Annotated in this window: 24 protein-coding genes, 1 tRNA gene and 1 pseudogene; 11 read left to right on the top strand and 15 right to left on the bottom strand. The window is 45.8% G+C overall.

Annotated elements, in window-relative coordinates:
* Window positions 1–90 precede the first annotated feature (90 nt).
* The 3 genes from NDI35_RS08715 to NDI35_RS08705 all read right to left on the bottom strand — a co-directional run bounded on the left by NDI35_RS08715 (window position 91) and on the right by NDI35_RS08705 (window position 1,591).
* Entirely contained in the window at window positions 91–492 is a 402-nt protein-coding gene (locus NDI35_RS08715) for a CO2 hydration-associated protein CupS (RefSeq protein ID WP_333058034.1), read from the bottom strand.
* A gap of 306 nt (window positions 493–798) precedes the next feature.
* Window positions 799–1,227, bottom strand: a complete 429-nt coding sequence (locus NDI35_RS08710; protein ID WP_445312381.1) for a hypothetical protein — start codon at window positions 1,225–1,227, stop codon at window positions 799–801.
* Window position 1,228: 1 nt separating this feature from the next.
* On the bottom strand, window positions 1,229–1,591 hold the full coding sequence (locus NDI35_RS08705) for a hypothetical protein (protein ID WP_445312380.1): 363 nt from the start codon (window positions 1,589–1,591) through the stop codon (window positions 1,229–1,231).
* 6 nt (window positions 1,592–1,597) lie between these two features.
* Between NDI35_RS08705 and NDI35_RS08700 the strand changes: the two genes are divergently transcribed.
* Complete coding sequence (locus NDI35_RS08700; RefSeq protein WP_445312379.1) at window positions 1,598–1,762, top strand: hypothetical protein; 165 nt, start codon at window positions 1,598–1,600, stop codon at window positions 1,760–1,762.
* Window positions 1,763–1,847: 85 nt separating this feature from the next.
* On the opposite strand, the gene NDI35_RS08695 is transcribed toward NDI35_RS08700, so the two are convergent.
* The 3 genes from NDI35_RS08695 to NDI35_RS08685 form a co-directional block, all read right to left on the bottom strand.
* Window positions 1,848–2,291, bottom strand: a complete 444-nt coding sequence (locus tag NDI35_RS08695; RefSeq protein ID WP_445312378.1) for an Hsp20/alpha crystallin family protein — start codon at window positions 2,289–2,291, stop codon at window positions 1,848–1,850.
* Between the two features lie 132 nt (window positions 2,292–2,423).
* Window positions 2,424–2,603, bottom strand: coding sequence for a hypothetical protein (locus NDI35_RS08690; RefSeq protein ID WP_445312377.1), 180 nt, complete (start codon window positions 2,601–2,603; stop codon window positions 2,424–2,426).
* Window positions 2,604–2,798: 195 nt separating this feature from the next.
* The gene (locus tag NDI35_RS08685; protein WP_006634216.1) at window positions 2,799–3,086 is read right to left on the bottom strand and encodes a hypothetical protein; all 288 of its coding nucleotides are present in this window, start codon (window positions 3,084–3,086) and stop codon (window positions 2,799–2,801) included.
* A gap of 186 nt (window positions 3,087–3,272) precedes the next feature.
* Between NDI35_RS08685 and NDI35_RS08680 the strand changes: the two genes are divergently transcribed.
* The 4 genes from NDI35_RS08680 to plsY all read left to right on the top strand — a co-directional run bounded on the left by NDI35_RS08680 (window position 3,273) and on the right by plsY (window position 6,738).
* Window positions 3,273–4,067 carry an MlaE family lipid ABC transporter permease subunit gene (locus NDI35_RS08680; protein ID WP_190734360.1) on the top strand — a complete coding sequence of 265 codons (795 nt, stop codon included), beginning with the start codon at window positions 3,273–3,275 and terminating at the stop codon, window positions 4,065–4,067.
* Between the two features lie 63 nt (window positions 4,068–4,130).
* Entirely contained in the window at window positions 4,131–4,523 is a 393-nt protein-coding gene (locus tag NDI35_RS08675) for a DUF3119 family protein (RefSeq protein ID WP_445312376.1), read from the top strand.
* A gap of 59 nt (window positions 4,524–4,582) precedes the next feature.
* Window positions 4,583–5,914 carry a DUF3086 domain-containing protein gene (locus NDI35_RS08670; RefSeq protein ID WP_445312375.1) on the top strand — a complete coding sequence of 444 codons (1,332 nt, stop codon included), beginning with the start codon at window positions 4,583–4,585 and terminating at the stop codon, window positions 5,912–5,914.
* Window positions 5,915–6,057: 143 nt separating this feature from the next.
* Entirely contained in the window at window positions 6,058–6,738 is a 681-nt protein-coding gene (plsY, locus tag NDI35_RS08665; protein WP_445312374.1) for a glycerol-3-phosphate 1-O-acyltransferase PlsY, read from the top strand.
* Window positions 6,739–6,848: 110 nt separating this feature from the next.
* Here the strand turns inward: plsY and NDI35_RS08660 are convergent, their stop codons facing one another.
* Window positions 6,849–7,640: a calcium-binding protein gene (locus tag NDI35_RS08660; protein WP_445312373.1), complete on the bottom strand. Its 792-nt coding sequence runs from the start codon at window positions 7,638–7,640 to the stop codon at window positions 6,849–6,851.
* Between the two features lie 155 nt (window positions 7,641–7,795).
* On the opposite strand from NDI35_RS08660, the gene NDI35_RS08655 reads away from it, so the two are divergent.
* Window positions 7,796–8,026, top strand: coding sequence for a hypothetical protein (locus NDI35_RS08655; protein WP_445312372.1), 231 nt, complete (start codon window positions 7,796–7,798; stop codon window positions 8,024–8,026).
* A 254-nt stretch (window positions 8,027–8,280) separates the two neighbouring features.
* Window positions 8,281–8,499, top strand: a pseudogene (locus NDI35_RS08650) (IS1/IS1595 family N-terminal zinc-binding domain-containing protein); the annotation flags it as partial.
* A 234-nt stretch (window positions 8,500–8,733) separates the two neighbouring features.
* On the opposite strand, the gene NDI35_RS08645 reads toward NDI35_RS08650, so the two are convergent.
* A tRNA-Arg gene (locus tag NDI35_RS08645) sits at window positions 8,734–8,807 on the bottom strand.
* A gap of 78 nt (window positions 8,808–8,885) precedes the next feature.
* Between NDI35_RS08645 and moaC the strand changes: the two genes are divergently transcribed.
* The 3 genes from moaC (at window position 8,886) to NDI35_RS08630 (ending at window position 10,120) form a co-directional block, all read left to right on the top strand.
* Window positions 8,886–9,407, top strand: coding sequence for a cyclic pyranopterin monophosphate synthase MoaC (moaC, locus tag NDI35_RS08640; RefSeq protein WP_445312371.1), 522 nt, complete (start codon window positions 8,886–8,888; stop codon window positions 9,405–9,407).
* 88 nt (window positions 9,408–9,495) lie between these two features.
* The gene (locus tag NDI35_RS08635; RefSeq protein ID WP_333162251.1) at window positions 9,496–9,753 is read left to right on the top strand and encodes a 2TM domain-containing protein; all 258 of its coding nucleotides are present in this window, start codon (window positions 9,496–9,498) and stop codon (window positions 9,751–9,753) included.
* 64 nt (window positions 9,754–9,817) lie between these two features.
* Window positions 9,818–10,120, top strand: coding sequence for a DUF3181 family protein (locus NDI35_RS08630; RefSeq protein WP_006633891.1), 303 nt, complete (start codon window positions 9,818–9,820; stop codon window positions 10,118–10,120).
* A 74-nt stretch (window positions 10,121–10,194) separates the two neighbouring features.
* Here the strand turns inward: NDI35_RS08630 and murJ are convergent, their stop codons facing one another.
* Window positions 10,195–11,808: a murein biosynthesis integral membrane protein MurJ gene (gene murJ, locus NDI35_RS08625; RefSeq protein ID WP_445312370.1), complete on the bottom strand. Its 1,614-nt coding sequence runs from the start codon at window positions 11,806–11,808 to the stop codon at window positions 10,195–10,197.
* A 407-nt stretch (window positions 11,809–12,215) separates the two neighbouring features.
* On the opposite strand from murJ, the gene sfsA reads away from it, so the two are divergent.
* Window positions 12,216–12,953 carry a DNA/RNA nuclease SfsA gene (gene sfsA / locus NDI35_RS08620; RefSeq protein ID WP_445312369.1) on the top strand — a complete coding sequence of 246 codons (738 nt, stop codon included), beginning with the start codon at window positions 12,216–12,218 and terminating at the stop codon, window positions 12,951–12,953.
* 2 nt (window positions 12,954–12,955) lie between these two features.
* Here the strand turns inward: sfsA and NDI35_RS08615 are convergent, their stop codons facing one another.
* The 6 genes from NDI35_RS08615 to NDI35_RS08590 form a co-directional block, all read right to left on the bottom strand.
* Window positions 12,956–13,183 carry a hypothetical protein gene (locus NDI35_RS08615; RefSeq protein WP_445312368.1) on the bottom strand — a complete coding sequence of 76 codons (228 nt, stop codon included), beginning with the start codon at window positions 13,181–13,183 and terminating at the stop codon, window positions 12,956–12,958.
* 99 nt (window positions 13,184–13,282) lie between these two features.
* On the bottom strand, window positions 13,283–14,563 hold the full coding sequence (locus NDI35_RS08610; protein ID WP_445312367.1) for a S8 family serine peptidase: 1,281 nt from the start codon (window positions 14,561–14,563) through the stop codon (window positions 13,283–13,285).
* 107 nt (window positions 14,564–14,670) lie between these two features.
* Window positions 14,671–15,072, bottom strand: coding sequence for a hypothetical protein (locus NDI35_RS08605; RefSeq protein WP_445312366.1), 402 nt, complete (start codon window positions 15,070–15,072; stop codon window positions 14,671–14,673).
* A 239-nt stretch (window positions 15,073–15,311) separates the two neighbouring features.
* Window positions 15,312–15,659 (bottom strand): DUF1036 domain-containing protein, encoded by a 348-nt coding sequence (locus NDI35_RS08600; protein ID WP_333292072.1) that lies wholly within the window; start codon window positions 15,657–15,659, stop codon window positions 15,312–15,314.
* A gap of 41 nt (window positions 15,660–15,700) precedes the next feature.
* Window positions 15,701–16,081: a hypothetical protein gene (locus tag NDI35_RS08595; protein ID WP_190734491.1), complete on the bottom strand. Its 381-nt coding sequence runs from the start codon at window positions 16,079–16,081 to the stop codon at window positions 15,701–15,703.
* 113 nt (window positions 16,082–16,194) lie between these two features.
* A complete protein-coding gene (locus NDI35_RS08590; RefSeq protein WP_445312365.1) occupies window positions 16,195–16,926 on the bottom strand; it encodes a helix-turn-helix transcriptional regulator in 732 nt (243 codons plus the stop codon).
* Window positions 16,927–17,042 lie beyond the last annotated feature (116 nt).

Below are 17,042 nucleotides of genomic sequence, written 5' to 3'. Positions count from 1 at the left end.
TTCAACCAATAAAAAAAAAGCGTGCGATCGGGAGCAAAGCGGCACCGCAAAGCACCTGCTTAGCTCCCGCAGCGAGATTAGACGGCGAAATTATCCCATTAAAATCACGTTATCGATGACGTGGATGACGCCATTGTCTGCTTCGATATCCGCAGCGACAACTGTAGCATTTTTCACCTCAAAACCGTCAGAACAATCAATTTTAATCGGCGAACCTTCTAAGGAAGTAACAAAACCGACTTTTGCCAAATCAGCCTTCATAAACTTCCCCGATACAACGTGAAACATCAAAATCCTGGTCAGTTGGGGAACGTTCTGCACTAGGGTTGTGATAGTTCCCGGCGGCAATTTCGCAAAAGCATCGTCAGTGGGTGCAAAGACAGTGAAAGGGCCCGGACTCTTGAGCGCATCTACTAAATTAGCTACTTGCACCGCCGTTACCAGGGTTTGAAACGAACCCGCACCTACGGCAATATCAACAATATCAGGCATTGTGTTTTACCTCATTTGCAAAAAATGTTCTCTTAAGTATCGTAAACTGAGGCTGGCAACAATACCTACTGTCTTTTTTGAAAAATGAGTAATTATTTTGTAGCGAGGACTTCAATCCTCAGATTGTTGCTGAGGACTTCAGTCCTCACTACAAACCTAATAATATAGGACTTACGCATGGAGGCCCAGAAACCTTGTTTTTTACGAAAATACTTCCTTAAAACCCGCACATTAGGTACAACACCCAGTTTCGAGGAGTCGGAGTGCGTAAGTCCTGTAATAGTTATGTTACCCGATATAATATTACTAACCCCTTGGCGATTTAACCGGGCTGGGGTTGACAATTGGTACAATATTGCTGGCGATTGTGATACCAAGATCCCCGGCTTCTAAATCTGCTTCAGCATTTAGATTTTCTCCCTTGTGAATGCTAAAACTGCCGTACAAAATTGAAATTTCAAAAATGTCTGTATGAATCAAAGCTGCTTTCCGGTGCGTGTTTTCACCCAAATGAAAGCCAATCAAATCAGCTTCAGGATCTGTGACATCTTCAGGATGGAACACCTCCCAACTGATGTCTCGGCAGTCATGAAATACTATGCTATAAGGCAATCGATCGCCTGTCGGATCGTAAATACATTCAAATAAAATTTCATTCCCCCACAAAGACACATTGACATTTGTGATGAGGGATGTAAGTCCACCTAAATTAAGCAAGTTGTAGTCATCTGGCATATTAATTACTCACTTTTTCTCCAGAATTGTGCATCCCAGGAATCTTATTGCCAAATTCATCGCGTGTTTTGACCAAGCTGCCATCTTTGTCAAGACGCAAACCTTTGTTTATTTTTCGGCCATCTGAACCGTATCGGGGAGCTGGGGTGCGTACAACTTCACCATCAGGACGGATATTGACTCGCGAACGATCGGCAAATTCGTATTCAAAATAACCCCCTTCAGTAGTTCTGATTTCTGCACCCAATCCGCGCAAAAAATCATCGACTTCTTGGCGAGTCATCCCGGTTAAGTCTCCAAACTCAGATGCAATTCCATTTCCTCCCACTCCCTGACTCGGCACGCAAGTCTCCTCACCAACCATTGCTTATTGGAGTTTAGCACGGTTGAAGAATGGCAACAAGGAAGTTCGGCAACGGATTCGCTTTCGGAGGATGTAACGGATGGAAGGAAGAAGGAAGAAGGAAAAAGGAAGGCTCATTCCTCAAACTCGCAAGGCCCAATGCTTTTCGACCCAATTATCAATTCCCAATGACCAATAACCTCTTTCCAAAACAAATAGGGGGTGCGTTGCGCCCCCCTACTAATTAACTAAAACTAACTAAAGTAGGAAACAATTATTAGCCGCCGATTTGCACTTTCACCACGCGGTTCTTTTCTGCTTCCGCTTTGGGCAAATTCAGGTGCAAAACTCCATTTTTGTACTCAGCTTCTACGCTGTCATTTTGAACCCGTGCGGGTAGGGGAATCACCCGGCGGAACGAACCGTAACGGAACTCAGAGCGAGTCATGCCTTTATCTTCACTCTTAGTTTCCTGACGGCGTTCGCCGCTAATAGCAACAGCTTCTGCGGTTACTTGTACGTCCAAATCCTTAGCTTCCATGCCCGGAACTTCTAATTTAAGGTGGATGGCTTCGGGAGTTTCATCGAGTTCGGCGGGGGGTAGAAAAGCCACACCGTTAGATGCGCGATCTGTGGCCGGTGACAAGCTATCAAACAACCGATTCATTTCGCGTTGCAAGGAGTCCATTTCCCGCAAAGGTTCCCAACGAATAAGTGCCATAACCAATACCTCGACTCTCTGAAGTTTTTTCTGAAGTTTTTAGGGTTGAGAAACACTTGACTCAACCTGTATTTAATATATTCCAGCTCCAGAAATAGGGAGATTCGGTTTTCCGCAAAAAGGCCGATCGCATTACCGAACAGTGGCGAGCAATAATGTTGAGTGAGTCGGTTTGAGAGTGGAGATTTGAGATTGACTCCACAGATGAATCTGGAAGTTTGACCAAGAGTCTAAAATTTCAAGTATCCGTTTTTGGGCGAAGTCAGCCGATTTGAGGTTGGAGAGTTGAGATTTGAGATTGACTCCACACATGACTCGGGAAATTTTAACTTTGGTCTAAAATTTTCTGCTCTCCACCACTCCTGTCTGCTAGCAAATATCGGTTTGTGGGCGAAGTCCTTGCAGGTGGCGCTATTCGATCGCATCGGAACCCAACAATTTGAGATTTTAGATTTTATTTAGAATTCCCAACCTAAAATCTCACATTCCACATATAACGAAACAAAATTAACTCCACCGCGAATGCTGATAAGAAGCGTAGGTATCAAACAAAGCACCCACCAAACCAAAAGTTAGACCAATGACGAAAAAGCCCTGGAGGGGACAGCCGCTGCCGAAAGTAGCTAAGAACTGCAAAATCAGGTCTTCTCCAGAACGACCAACTCCTTGGAGAGCAGGCACGAAGCCGATCAGCAAAAAGCTAGCCAATCCCGCGCCGATTAACAATACGGGGGCGACAAAGCTCAACAGGCTGGTCAGCAGTACAGAGCGAAGAAAATTGGGAAAAATGCTCATAAGAGTCAGTAAATTCAGCTAAACTGCCGAAAGGTGCAAGCAAACAAAACTTGTCCTTTTCTACGATAGGCAGCGATCGCCGTCAGTGGCCAGTTCTGTCAGAAATCTTAAATGTTATAGAAAAAACTTGTTTAAGATTTGTAGATAGATTTCATTTTTTGCAGTTGTTCTACACTCGAAATCCCCTTGAGCACCACTACATCTTCGAGCCTCAGTTTGTGGAGTCAGCGGTTGCTGGCAGCAGCTTTATTGGGCGGCCAAGTCATGCTGCACTTGCTGAAGGGCAAAATTCACCGCCGCAACACCATCGACCAAATGGCAGCAGTCGGCCCGGAATCTCTGCTGATTGCTTTGCTGACTGCGGGTTTTGTCGGCATGGTATTTACTATTCAGGTAGCGAGGGAATTTATTAACCTCGGTGCCGGCAATGTCGTCGGTGGCGTTTTAGCTTTGTCTTTGACTCGCGAGCTCGGCCCCGTCTTAACAGCCGTAATCGTGACGGGACGGGTAGGTTCGGCTTTTGCAGCGGAAATCGGCACGATGCAGGTAACAGAACAGATAGATGCCCTGCTGATGCTCAGAACAGACCCGATCGACTATTTAGTCATTCCCCGCGTCCTTGCTTGCTGCTTGATGCTGCCAATTTTAACCATCATGTGTCTCGTCACCGGCGTCCTCGGCGGACTGCTGATTGCTACGACAATGTACGGCATCTCTCAAAGCGTGTTTTTAGAATCAGTCCGCAATTTCCTGAGTCTGTGGGATATTTGCAGCGCGGCAATTAAGGCTTTTGTATTCGGTGGCTTGATTGCTGTAATCGGCACTAGCTGGGGTTTGACCACCACCGGCGGGGCAAAAGGCGTCGGTCAATCGACTACTACGGCGGTGGTGACGGCTTTACTGGCTATTTTTATTGTGAACTTTTTCCTGACTTGGCTGATGTTTCAGGGGACGGGCTCTAGCGTACTCAAAGGCTTGTAAGCTAGGAAACGGATAAAATATGAATAATCGGCAACATTCGTTTACTACCCTTGATTTAAACCCGTGAATACCACTGCCTCTTCGACTGCGCCGACAAATACGATCGAGCTCGCTCCGAGTTATGCGATTCCCCTAGTCCTGGTACTGGCGGCCGTACCGCTGCTGTTCGTGCAGAAGTGGGTGAGTTTGCCGCTTTCTGTGTTCGGCTTGTTTCTGATGTACCAAGCCGCCACCATCCGGCTACAATTTACCCCAACCGATTTGGACATTTATCGATCGTCCAACTTAATCCGCCGCTTTCCTTACCGAGAATGGCAAAATTGGCGGATATTTTGGCCGGCTGTGCCGATTTTGTTCTATTTCAAAGAAATTAACAGCATTCACTTTCTGCCGGTTCTGTTCGATCGTAAAATGCTACAGACCTGCTTAGAACAGCGCTGTCCCCGTCAAGACTAAAAAAGTTGTTAATTTTTAATTTTTAACTTTTCTGTGCCCCACGCCGAACAAAATTTCCCATGAATTCAGACGAATCTCCAACCCAAGAACCGCAACCACAACCAGCCGCCCCAAGCGGTGACGGCGAAGTCGATTTACCCGTGAATGAGACGGAATATCAACTTCTATCTCAAACACGAGATTTGTGGATCGACGAAGATGAACTGCCAGCCCAACTCCCGCCAGAAACAGACCCGCCGCTGGCGGAGGAAGATGCCGAAATCGCCCAATTCGTGGACGAAGCAGGCGCAATCGCCCAAATTCCACCCAACACCGACGATGGCGAATCAGAAATTCCGATCGCTCAAATCGAGCTTCCCACAGACTCCCAGCCAACAGCAACCCCAGAAACGGTAACGAACATCCCCGAAAATGTTACCGAACAGTTGGCAGAGAGAGTCAAAGAATTGCAGCAGCAAGAACAAAATTTGACTGAAAGAATTGCCGCCTTGGAAGCCGACAAAGCCAATGCTATAGAAGCGTTGGGCCAGGCTCAAGCATCGATCGGGCGTTTGGTACAAGACGGCTTGATTCAACTAGATCAGCGCAAACAAGCGCTACAAATCGAAGTAGAAAAACTCGAACGCCGGCGCGATCGAATTCAAAAGGAAATGCGAACCACTTTTGCCGGCGTTTCCCAAGATTTAGCAATTCGAGTTCAGGGTTTCAAAGACTATCTAGTAGGCAGTTTGCAGGATTTGGCCGCTACCGCCGAACTCTTAGATTTGACACCGCCGGTGCAAGAGACACCCAAGCAAAGTCCTGCTGAGGAGTCTCAATCCTCAGCACCGGTAAATCCCAAATTTGCCGAACAGGGATTTCAAGAACAAGCCAAACAAATTCGCCGCACCCTCGATCAATACCGTACTGTCCCCGACTACTACGGCCCGCCTTGGCAACTTCGCCGCACTTTTGAACCCATCCACGCAGAACGAGTTTCTAACTGGTTTTTCACCCAAGGAGGAAGGGGTGCTTTGCGGACTATGGGTTCGCGGTTGCAAAATATCTTGATTACTTCGACTATTATTTCTGTACTCAGAAGCGTCTACGGCGGACGGGTGCGGACTTTGGTGCTCGCGAACAGTCCCGAACGTTTGGGAGAGTGGCGCCGGGGTTTGCAGGACTGTTTGGGCATTACTCGCAGCGATTTTGGCCCGGAAAGGGGGATTATTATGTTTGAGTCTGCGGAGGCTTTGGCTCAAAAAGCCGATCGACTGGTGAAAGATGGCAAATTGCCACTAATTGTCATTGATGAAACGGAGGATTTAATTAGTTTGTCAATCCTGCAATTTCCGCTATGGCTGGCATTTGCTGCCGATCCGCAAACTTTGACGACTGCTAAGGATTTTTGATCAAGTCCGGGCGAATATAATTCGCTGCTATACAAACTTTCGTCCGCCTGCGCGGACTGAAGAAACTCAGAGGGAAATTAACCGGAATTGGTTGTTCCTTCTTCCTTCTTCCTTCTGCTGTACACGAAATCTCAAATTAAAAAATGGCTAGCTGGATAATTTTAAATGGCGCATTGCTAATAGCAGCTTATCTGCTGGGTTCGATTCCTACTGGGTACGCCTTGGGGAAATGGATGCTAGGAATTGATATTCGAGAGGTTGGTTCGGGTTCGACTGGTGCGACTAACGTACTGAGGACTTTGGGGAAGTGGCCGGGGTTGGGGGTGTTGCTGGTTGATGTGTTGAAGGGGGTAAGTGCGATCGTCCTAATCCGCTACATTTACTCTCTCACTTTTACCCAGCAGCTAGCAACCGCCGCAGGTTTAGAAAATACTGCAACTGTCCTCCCTTGGATGGCAACTTTGGCGGGTTTCTCTGCTGTTTTGGGTCACAGCAAATCTATTTGGCTGGGGTTTACCGGCGGTAAATCTGTGGCGACGAGTTTGGGAGTCTTGCTTGGTTTGTACTGGCCTGTTGGTTTGGGAACTTTCGGAATTTTTGGAATCGTGTTTGCGGTGTCGCGAATTGTCTCTTTAAGTTCGATTATCGGGGCAATTAGCGTTGCTGGATTGATGTTTGCTTTACATCAGCCGCTGGCTTATGTATTGTTTGGAATTGCGGGCGGTGTGTTTGTAATTGTGCGACACCGAAGCAATATTCAGCGGTTGTTGAACGGTACTGAACCGAGGATTGGAGAGAAATTGGAAACAGCCGCTAGCGAGTGATAATTAGTCCCATTTTATCCCCAATCTTCGATAAATAAACCCACAATTTCCTGTAAGTTAGCTCTGTCAAATCCGGCTTTTGTAGGATGTGTTGCAACGCATCCTCAAGCTCAGAATCCCTGAACAGAGATAATGCTGTTTTGGAGTTCACTAGGCGTTACACTATCAACAAAACCTATTAAATCTCCTGAATTCCTGACTCTGATGAGAGTCCCTGAAGTCACAAAAGTACCAGGACTTAAAATATCGGCTGGGGAGACAGTGCGTTTCGCATCTTCTGAAACATCAAAATCTCTTAACACTAGCACATTTGTCAAGTTATCCAAAACTATATCGTCAAGAGTCAAACCGCCTGCTAATCCAATCCGATCTAAACCGACTTGAAAGTTGTTAATAAAATCGGCCTTATTGATATCAGTAATTCCTGATTCTAGTTGGAGGACGTATAAGTTACTTCCACTGGTTTTCCGCGAACCATCATAATCCACACTTGATAACCAGTCTCGACCCAAACCTCCTATCAAAGTGTCATTCCCGTTACCGCTGTATAAAATATCATTGCCTCTGCCTCCCAACAAAATATCATCTCCTGCTTCAGCGCGCATCCAATCTGCATCTTGACCACCGCTGAGACAGTCATTTCCCTGACCTCCCCATAGGTCATCTTTCCCTTTTCCCCCCAATAAAGAATCGTTGCTAGAATATTCACCAACTAGCACATCTTCTCCGTCATTGCCAAATATTAAATGATTATTTATCCAGCCGAATACTGTATCGTCACCTCCGAGCATCCATACTCCCGAAGGGAAATTAGCTGTACTTTGAAACTGTAAATTAGCGTATTCGGATGTATTGTCGCCAACTAAGCGAGGCACTCCTGATGGATCTGGTTGTAAAGCCATAAAATATTTTCTCCGTAAAATCTCCGATGTCAAGATTATAAAATAAGCCACTCTCAAAATCAATTCATATATTCATAACTTTGAGTTCATAAAAGTCATATTTGTGGTACGATCGACACCAATGAGTGCAGCGAGTCGAAGGGATGGAACAATTTATGTGTCTGAATCCAGGGGATATTCTGCGCGATCGCTACCAAATTATCGGTCAATTAGGTGAGGGAGGATTTGCCAAAACCTATACGGCTAACGACGCTTTAGACCGCCCCCCAAATCCCCTGTGCGTCGTCAAGGAAATTGGGCCGCCTCAATCGTCGTTTAGATGTTTGGGTAGTAGAGCAATCCTAAATCATTATCAAGACTATGATGCAATTATATGCAATAGTTGATTGTGACAATAAAAAAATGAATAACTTACAACTCCCACAAAAAGATAGCGAAAAAGAAATAGCTTATGAGAGAATCTTTCATTAAAAGCGATATCGAGGCCAGAGAACTAAAACGAGCAATAGCTGTAAGGATGGCGCTTAGGTAATATCTACCATGAAATTAGCAAGATTTTAGGTGAAAGTATTTTTTTATTGTTATTGGAAAAAACGGCGTTGCTGACTTAGAGTATGAATAGGAAGAATAATTTATGTAATGCCCAGAATGTAAATCAACCCACATCCGTAAAAAAAGCAAGAAGAAAGGAAAACAGAATCACATTAGTGTCCAATGTGGTCGTCAATTCATCAATCATTATGAACCCCATTGAGGTTATAGCGAGAGCATTAAACGTGATTGACTAAAAATGTACGTCAATGGTACGGGTTTACGGGCGATAGAACGAGTTAAGGGAGTTCATCATACCACCGTAGTGACATCCTCCCCCACCATAATCTTTGATTTGGTGGGGGAGGATGTCACTAATACATTACTTGAAATTTCACGATATTCCCATTCCTGGGGCATTCATACCTTGATTCAGCAACGCCGATATTTATGCTTTGAATCAGTAAACGTACCAAATTAAAAAAGTTATGAGCTTTGAATGCTGAGTTGGATTAATTTCTTAATTCAAAACTCAAAACTCAAAATTCATAACTTTTAGTAGTGGGCTTGGAGGGATTCGAACCCCCGACCTCATGGTTCGTAGCCATGCACTCTATCCAACTAAGCTACAAGCCCCTGTTGAGTTCAGATTTAATCTAAAATTGATTAAGTTCTTTTCTCACAGAATCTAACAATAACACCATTACCAAAATAATGCAAGACCTTTCCCAAACTTTTTCTAAATTGCCCGATGTGGCACAGCTAACTCACCTCGACAACAGTGGGGAAGCCCAAATGGTGGACGTTTCAGCGAAGGTGCCGACTGTACGGCAAGCTGTGGCTGCGGGCCGGGTGCGGATGTTGCCGGAGACTTTTGCGGCGATTGAAGCGGGGAATGCGCCGAAAGGTGATGTGTTGGGCACTGCAAGGCTGGCTGGAATTATGGCGGCTAAGCAGACTGCACATTTGATTCCTCTGTGTCACCCTCTGCCGCTGAGTAGCGTGGAGGTGCAGGTGATGCCGGATGCTGGGTTGCCGGGGTATCAAATTCGGGCGACGGTGAAAATTAAGGCGGAAACAGGGGTGGAAATGGAGGCGCTGACGGCGGTTTCGGTGGCGGCGCTGACTTTGTATGATATGGCGAAAGGATTGGAAAAGTCGATCGCCATTGAGTCAATTCACCTGGTGAGTAAAAGTGGTGGCAAGTCTGGAGACTATGAAAATGTAGAGGCATAAGTTTCCTGCCGAAAGAGGGATGCAGCATTCAAAAAGCTGCACTTATGATTAAAATAGGCACTGAACTACTAATATCAAGTGAAAAACTATGCCTCCTCGTTGGCCCCGCAAACCCGATCGCAACGATCCAGAGTACCGCCGCTTAGATGACCGGATGAATTTTGCTATCCACGTCGGTCTTTTTTCTGCTACCAATTCAGGTTTGTGGTTTGTTCACAATTTGCAAAAGGCTGATTGGCCTTGGGCAATTTCGGTAACGGGTGGATGGGCTCTAGTAGTTTTGGCCCACGGGATTTACCATTTTGCGATCGCCGATTATTCGCCCCTCACCAAAGATTCTGGCTGAAGGCAGTTGGCGGCGATTTGTTAAGTCTTTTGATTGATAACAAATAACTTTCGGCTTTTTTGATATGGCTAATACTACACAGGCGATCGAATCCTTAGCAGCCGAAATCGGCGAAAATGTCTACATTGACATTGCCAAGTGGCATTTGTATCTCAATGATGCCCACCTGCATACCGTTGTTGCCCAACAACTTTATTCAATGCTGGAAGATGGCAATTTAGATGCTGACAAAGTTGGACAAGTTTTGCAAGGAATTCCAGTCAAGTTGGGCGGCGGCAAGCGGGAAGTGCCACTGGCAGATTTAATTCCGATGCAGTGTCAAGTTCAATTGATGGATGTTCTTGAGGAATTTCAGCGGAAAATGTAAAGGAAAGGGCGGGTTTTGTAAGGAGATTGTGGGCGTTGTGTCTGGTATTTCGCCCTTAACCCGCCCCGACAATTTTATTTGCGAAAGCGCCCCCGAATGCGATCGACAAACATATCAACTTCCGGCAACTTCATCTGACTGACAAACAGGGCAAAAACTCCTAACCCTACAAAACTTGCCACACTCAACTGCACTAATTGAATTACCAAACCTTCAGTACCCAAAACTCTTTGACAGGCTTGCAGAGTAGCCAAAGTAACGAAAGCAGTTAGACAACTGCCAGAAGTTAACCCCAGAAAAGGCAAACTCCACTCCCCCCAAGGCAGGCCACCCAGCTTTTTATCTAATAAGTACAAAAGCATAATCATCGAAACAAGATTCACTCCCACCGTCGCTAAAACTAATCCGGGCGCGCCAAAAGCCCCTACTAATAAATAATCCAGCAGTCCGTTCAAAAAGATATTGATAATACTGATGCGAAAAGGCGTTTCTCCGTCTCCCAAAGCGTAAAATACCCGTACCAAAACGTCGCGCCCTAAATACACAAACATTCCAATACTGTAAGCCATCAATATCGGTGTGACAAACTGCGAGGCTGACCGATCAAAAGCATAGCGTTCGTAAACCACGCGGACGATCGGCCCGGCAAGTGTTACCATCAAAGCGCTCAGGGGCAGCATCGTAAGGGCCGTCAAAATTAAAGATTGACGAATTCGAGCTTTTAATTCCGGCCAATCTCTCGGATCGGTGAGGCGAGAAAAGATGGGTAGAAATGGCACTAAAATTACATTAGAAATAATGCCTAAAGGCGTCATAACTAACAAGCCACTGTAACCCAACGCAGAGGCAGCTTGAGGGATGTAGGATGCGAAAAATAGGTCAGTATAAACATTAATTTGCAGCATTCCTGATGATAAGGTCGCAGGAACCATCACCTTAATTACTTCTTGCACTCCCGGCCGTTTAAAATTAAACCGCAAGCGCAATGTTCCCAAGCCCGCGCGCCACTGCGCCACCAGTTGCACCAACCACTGCAAAACTGCACCCGCTAACGTTCCCCAAGCTAACACTAAGCCACCCATTAGTGCGTATTCTGGCTGAATAATTTTGTCTCCGAGTTGCATTGCGAGAAAACCCAAACCGCCGACAAGTGCAACGCTAGAAAATAAAGGGCTAATCGAAGGCAACCAGTACATATCGGCGGCGTTGAGAGTGCCGAAACCAATGCCGATCAAGCCTGAAAGTAAGGCCATCGGCGCCATAATCCGAAATTGCTGGACGGCAATTGCTTTGATTTGTAAACCTTCTGCTGTTCTATTTAATCCCGGTGCCACCAAATCGATCAGCGGATCGGCAAAAATAATTAAAGCGATCGTCACCAACAGCAACAAGCCCCCGACTAAGGTGGTGATAGTCTCGACTAACGGTGCTGCTTCTTTTTTATCCCGGCGGGCTAAAACACTGACTATGGCGCTGTGAAATGGCCCGTTAATCCCTCCCAGCAAAATAAATAAGAAACCAGGGATGACGTAGGCGTAGTTGTAGGCATCGACGGCGACACCGACTCCAAAGGCTGCGGCGATCGCAATTTGGCGCACCAATCCAAAGACTTTGCTAATTAGAGTGGCGACTGCGACAATGCCGGCAATCCCTGCGAGGGAACGAGAGGGCTTCTGTAATTGGGACACAAATGGTTACAAACGCTAATGCTAAAAGGATTCACTTATTTTAATCGCGAATCGGGAGAATCATATCATGAACTCATAAAACTTCTAGGGGGAATTGCGCTGATACCAATTTTATCGATATTACTGACTTGCGGAAATTCAATAATCGATCGGGACTCTTCGTCCTAACTACAAACCGCCGTTTCGTGCTATGATGCGTCAATCTAAAATCTACAATCTAAAATCTACCATTTAAAAATGATGAAATAAATGAGTTGATAAAAGCAGATAAATAACATATAGTTGATAACTTATGATCGATTGTGTTAGCTCCCAGACTTATTTAAAAAGTGCGGAGCCAGGTATTCGGTTATAGGTAAAATCTACAATTGAGAATCTAAAATCTAACATCTAAAATCTAAAATCGAATGACTGGCTTAATTTACAAATATCCTCCTCTTTTACCCGGAATTCTCATCAAACGTTACAAGCGATTTTTTGCCGAAATAGAACTAGATTCGGGAGAAATAATCACCGCGCACTGTCCGAATACTGGCCCGATGACTGGTGTTTACATTCCGGGCAATCCAGTGCTAGTATCTCCCAGCGACAATCCTAAACGCAAGTTAGCTTATACTTGGGAATTAATTAAAGTTTGCGACACTGTGCCAACTTGGGTGGGAGTTAATACTGGGCTGCCAAATCGAGTAGTTAAATTAGCTTTGGAATTGAAATTGTTTCCAGAGTTGGGCAATTACAGTTTAATTCAACCGGAGGTTGTTTACGGCACTGATAAAAAAAGTAGAGTCGATTTTTGGCTAACTGGTGAGGAAAAACCGATTTTTCTGGAAGTGAAAAATACAACTTGGGTAAAAGAGGAGTTGGCTTTATTTCCCGATACAGTGACGGAGAGGGGACAGAAACATTTGAGAGAATTGATCGAAGTTGTGCGGCAGGGTTCGAGGGCTGTAATGCTGTATTTTATTAATCGCGGAGATTGTACTGATTTTGCTCCGGGGGATAGTGCCGATCGCCTTTACGGAGAATTGTTCAGACAGGCGATTAGTGAAGGTGTCGAAGTTTTGCCTTGTCGCTTTGATGTGACACCGGAAGGCATTCGCTATTTGGGGTTAGCAAAACTCGATCTACTAACCCCTAAATTATAGGTTTAAATTGCCTGCATTTCTCGATCGATCTCCACATTAGCCACGCCCGGTACGCTCTTTAGTCTTTCTAGCTTCGATTGAGAAACTTCTCCAGTAATGATGCCAGTAACAGCTAGCACCTCATCCACTTTCATTCCCGCCGATTCTAAGCCAGTGACAACCGATTGAATTACCGATATGTTTTGGTCGTCAACAGTCACTATGATGCGCTGTACTTGTTCGTCAGACATATTTAGCATCCTTTGGAGTACATCCATTGCGCTATTGTAAATTGTCTTGTGTTAGATCCCCGCAGGCTTAAAGTGCTGCGGGGATTTGGGTATTCTGCATTACGGAGCTTCTACTAAGCCGCTTCCGACACGAGTATTTGGCAACGGTAGCGCCATAGCATAGGAAGTCAGCAATTGCCAAAGTTCAGCACCTCGTTTACCAGTCGATTCGGCATACAGGGCCGCGATGCCAGCTACGTGAGGTGTAGCCATGCTAGTGCCATTGTAAGCAGCATAACGCCCTTTATTCATAGGCACTGATGAGTATACTTTCACTCCTGGAGCGGCGATATCGACTTTAGTTCCTTGAATTAGCTCAGAGGTAGCCGAGAAGTCAGCCACTTGGACGCAGTTATCGACGGCTGCAACAGCCATAATCGACGGGCTATTGGCTGGTTGTCCGACGCTTCCTCCGGTTCGTCCGTTATTGCCGGCGGCCGCCACGATCAGACACCCATTTTGTAGTGCCCGACGACCGACAGTTTCGTAGGCCGTAGAGGGCTTTGGATTGGTGTTTCCTAATGACATCGAGATCACTTGACACCCATTGGCGATAGCCCATTCCATCCCAGCCAGAATCCACGCACCAGCGCCACTACCGGCATTGCTCAAGACTTTACCGACATAAATGGTCGATTCGTAAGCGATCCCGTACCGCCGGCCGTTAAGATCCTTGAACCCGCACGCTGTCCCGATGCAGTGCGTGCCATGACTGTTGCCATCTTGTACGTCCTCCCCTGGTACGAAGGACTGCGATACGATCGATCGACCCGCGAAGTCAGGATGCAATAAATCCATCCCAGTATCCAGCACCGCAACTTTCATTCCGCTACCAGTCAACAGAGAGTTCATCACCTTCGTTGCCTTCAGACCCCAAGTAGACTCGATATCATCAGAAAAACATTGTGGTTTCTTGATTTCTGCTACCTCTGTATTAGTGGCTTTGTCGTACAGGTTATCCACCGCATCCCGATAGCCCCGCAGGTAGTCTGCCGACAACCCATCACCAATGGCGTAGAAAGTGCTCTCCGGTTCGATCGCCAGAATCGCAGAATCCTCTCCCGCTGATGTCATGACGCTGCTGAAACCCCCTTCGTCTAAGGAAACAACGGCAACGCCGAGAGTAGGAAACACCGCTCCCCCTGCTGCTTCAATTTGGGTCAAGTCTAGAGCAGAGTCCGCGAAATCGTCAGCGTTTGCCAGTCCTCTGATACCAGTTTGGTCGCTCAGGAGGTCTAATCCTTCTGTCACTGCATCTTCGCGGAAAGTAATAATGTAACGCCCTGTTGTTTCATCGGGTTGGGCAGTTTCTGGGATGGGAAAACTAGGTTGTTCAGACATAAATACCTCTTATTTAGAGTTGGATAATGCGTTGAGTGCGATAATAGATTTATGGAATTACAAGGCTGTGACTTGTGAGGAAACAGCCCTGTATTTCATCCATGCTTCTAAGGGTTGAATACGAAATAGTCAACAGAGAGCCGAATCGGGCTTCCCCATTCGATGTTGACCCAAATACTAACAACACCGTTGTTTGGGGCAACGTTATGGAGAGTATATCGAGCATTCCCCATAAACTTTCCACCTCCCGCAGCACCTTCACCAATCGCGACGAAGACGAGAGAGTCGCGTGTGATTATGCCCCAATTAAGATGCAAGATGTGCTGTCCCTTGCGATCGCCCCAGTCATGGCGATAACGGTAGCCATTACCGAAAAATGCTTCGGGCGAAGCTCCTTCTTGAGACATACCAAATTGACCCACCTCTTCAACTTTGGCGTCTTGGGTTTCCTGGGCTGCTGGAAACTGCGGCATAGAAGTTGAGGCATGAAGTTCTGTTGTAGAAGACATTGTTTATTTCCTTGTTATTTAACAACCTTAAGGGCCAGTAGTTTCTAGCTATATGCTGAAGCTAGATAACTGCTTTTGATATAATAATCACCCAACTTTATTTGGATAACAATACGACGATCCGCGTATAGGATGATGAAGATATTGCAACAACTTACTTAACTGTTACGATTCCTGTTTAGATTGATTGGTCAAGTTAAATTGAGAAGAAAAATGTAACTTGACAACGCTACTCAGATTTATGCTGTCAAATTCAGCGTGAAATTGTCGTAACTGTTAATATCAAGCAACCGGAAGCCTACATTAGTTGCTTGGGTGTTGCTTATCCACTCACACCAGTCAAATGCTTGTGGAGGGACAGGCCTCACGTAAGGCCCTGACCAATTTGCTCCGTTATCAGCCTCGGCATAGTAGCAGTAGTAGCGATTCAGGCTACGCAAACTCCCTCCATAGACCACTTTGCATTCGCCAGGATTGATTCGCCACCAACCTTTTTTTGCCCAATTTCCACCATCTGAACAGTTGGGACGATAGTACATAATAGCTACCCAAACACCATGTGTATACTTGTTGCAAATTGTGAGCATCTTCCACCTCTTACAATGAGTAATTGTCAATGAATACGGTTCTATGTCCTTTTGGTGGAACGGGTAAATTCAGGTAAAACTTCTTTTTTTTCCACAGAGAACATCGATGATGCACGTAGGGTATGAAGCAACGTTTGATTTTCAATGCCCGGTTTAGCATCTGATTGACCTTCGCGAGCTGTCGAATCTTGTTTCAGGGCAGCGACATCCACAAAATCGACTGTTGCATCTTCTTGGCTTTTTTGAGGTAAAACTTCTTTGTTTTCCACAGAGAAGATTGATGATGCGCGTAGCGTGTGAAGCAAGGTTTCATTTTCGATGCCCGGTTTAGCATCTGATTGACCTTCGCGAGCTGCTGAATCCTGTTTCTGAACACCGACATCGACAAAATCGACCGTTGCGTCTACATTATTGGTTTCCATTTTTACCTCCGTAGTGGATTTTTGTTGGGCACAGGTTACAGGCTCCGTATAGCGTTTGATCTCATATTCCTCAAAATAAACTTTGAGAGCAATACGACGATCCGCGTATAGGATTATGAAGATATTGCAACAAATTCCCCGTTGAACAACCCCAATTTTTCCAGAGCAACCATCACAGCACCCGTCCGGGTTTGTACGCTTAGTTTCCCGTAAAGATGCTCCAGATGTTTTCGCACTGTTCCTTCACTGCAACCGATCACTTTAGCTATTCCTGCATTGCTTTTATCTTTGGCAATCCAGAATAAAACCTCCGCCTCGCGTTTGGTGAGTCCTAGCGATTCCAGGGTCGAAATAGAGAATGATTGCAGTTCTTCTTCCTCCAACAGCAAGAGATATTGCTGGTTGATGGGATCTGGAAGCAGACGGACGATCAACTGTCTTCCTGCTTGCTGAATGTGCAAGGGCAAACAGCGAGAGGGAACATTGCGGTTGAATGTGAGTCGTGCAATCTGCTCCTGGAACCAATGTTGTAAGGATTCTGGCAATGAGTAGGGAATGCGGTGTAAAAAATACTGGCTCAAAAGTTCTTCTGCCCGTTGAGTAATGAATTGCACCTGCCCTGCAATCTCCACAACTATAGCCCCTACGCGATCCAAGATTTGCTTGACTAATCCCTTAATGAAAGTATCTGGCTCCTTGTCTGTGCGATCGCCTAAAACTTCGAGAGTATAATGTTGGTAGCAATTTTCGTAACTTTTTGCCTCAGCTTTTGCTGCTGGGAATTTATCCATACCTTCAGATGTCAACATAACTGCGCGCTGACGCTTTGGTGTCTGTGAATTCATGGGAAGTATCTCCATTGGCATACAGGGTGAGAATGGCGAAACCAGATACCCTTGCGGTGCGGGTATCTAGCTCATTTCACTCTTGTTAATGTCTACAACTGTAGAAATGCACTCTG

The organism is Microcoleus vaginatus FACHB-2002 (assembly GCF_040004035.1).
Classification (GTDB): domain Bacteria; phylum Cyanobacteriota; class Cyanobacteriia; order Cyanobacteriales; family Microcoleaceae; genus Microcoleus; species Microcoleus vaginatus_C.
This window is presented reverse-complemented; position numbering and strand designations above follow the sequence as displayed.

Excerpts from the sequence above, each read along its gene's own strand:
- NDI35_RS08715 (WP_333058034.1), bottom strand. The coding sequence starts at position 492 with ATGCCTGATATTGTTGATATTGCCGTAGGTGCGGGTTCGTTTCAAACC.
- NDI35_RS08710 (WP_445312381.1), bottom strand. The coding sequence starts at position 1,227 with ATGCCAGATGACTACAACTTGCTTAATTTAGGTGGACTTACATCCCTC.
- NDI35_RS08705 (WP_445312380.1), bottom strand. The coding sequence starts at position 1,591 with ATGGTTGGTGAGGAGACTTGCGTGCCGAGTCAGGGAGTGGGAGGAAAT.
- NDI35_RS08695 (WP_445312378.1), bottom strand. The coding sequence starts at position 2,291 with ATGGCACTTATTCGTTGGGAACCTTTGCGGGAAATGGACTCCTTGCAA.
- NDI35_RS08690 (WP_445312377.1), bottom strand. The coding sequence starts at position 2,603 with ATGTGTGGAGTCAATCTCAAATCTCAACTCTCCAACCTCAAATCGGCT.
- NDI35_RS08685 (WP_006634216.1), bottom strand. The coding sequence starts at position 3,086 with ATGAGCATTTTTCCCAATTTTCTTCGCTCTGTACTGCTGACCAGCCTG.
- NDI35_RS08670 (WP_445312375.1), top strand. The coding sequence starts at position 4,583 with ATGAATTCAGACGAATCTCCAACCCAAGAACCGCAACCACAACCAGCC.
- plsY (WP_445312374.1), top strand. The coding sequence starts at position 6,058 with ATGGCTAGCTGGATAATTTTAAATGGCGCATTGCTAATAGCAGCTTAT.
- NDI35_RS08660 (WP_445312373.1), bottom strand. The coding sequence starts at position 7,640 with ATGGCTTTACAACCAGATCCATCAGGAGTGCCTCGCTTAGTTGGCGAC.
- NDI35_RS08655 (WP_445312372.1), top strand. The coding sequence starts at position 7,796 with ATGTGTCTGAATCCAGGGGATATTCTGCGCGATCGCTACCAAATTATC.
- moaC (WP_445312371.1), top strand. The coding sequence starts at position 8,886 with ATGCAAGACCTTTCCCAAACTTTTTCTAAATTGCCCGATGTGGCACAG.
- NDI35_RS08635 (WP_333162251.1), top strand. The coding sequence starts at position 9,496 with ATGCCTCCTCGTTGGCCCCGCAAACCCGATCGCAACGATCCAGAGTAC.
- NDI35_RS08630 (WP_006633891.1), top strand. The coding sequence starts at position 9,818 with ATGGCTAATACTACACAGGCGATCGAATCCTTAGCAGCCGAAATCGGC.
- sfsA (WP_445312369.1), top strand. The coding sequence starts at position 12,216 with ATGACTGGCTTAATTTACAAATATCCTCCTCTTTTACCCGGAATTCTC.
- NDI35_RS08615 (WP_445312368.1), bottom strand. The coding sequence starts at position 13,183 with ATGTCTGACGAACAAGTACAGCGCATCATAGTGACTGTTGACGACCAA.
- NDI35_RS08610 (WP_445312367.1), bottom strand. The coding sequence starts at position 14,563 with ATGTCTGAACAACCTAGTTTTCCCATCCCAGAAACTGCCCAACCCGAT.
- NDI35_RS08605 (WP_445312366.1), bottom strand. The coding sequence starts at position 15,072 with ATGTCTTCTACAACAGAACTTCATGCCTCAACTTCTATGCCGCAGTTT.
- NDI35_RS08600 (WP_333292072.1), bottom strand. The coding sequence starts at position 15,659 with ATGCTCACAATTTGCAACAAGTATACACATGGTGTTTGGGTAGCTATT.
- NDI35_RS08595 (WP_190734491.1), bottom strand. The coding sequence starts at position 16,081 with ATGGAAACCAATAATGTAGACGCAACGGTCGATTTTGTCGATGTCGGT.
- NDI35_RS08590 (WP_445312365.1), bottom strand. The coding sequence starts at position 16,926 with ATGAATTCACAGACACCAAAGCGTCAGCGCGCAGTTATGTTGACATCT.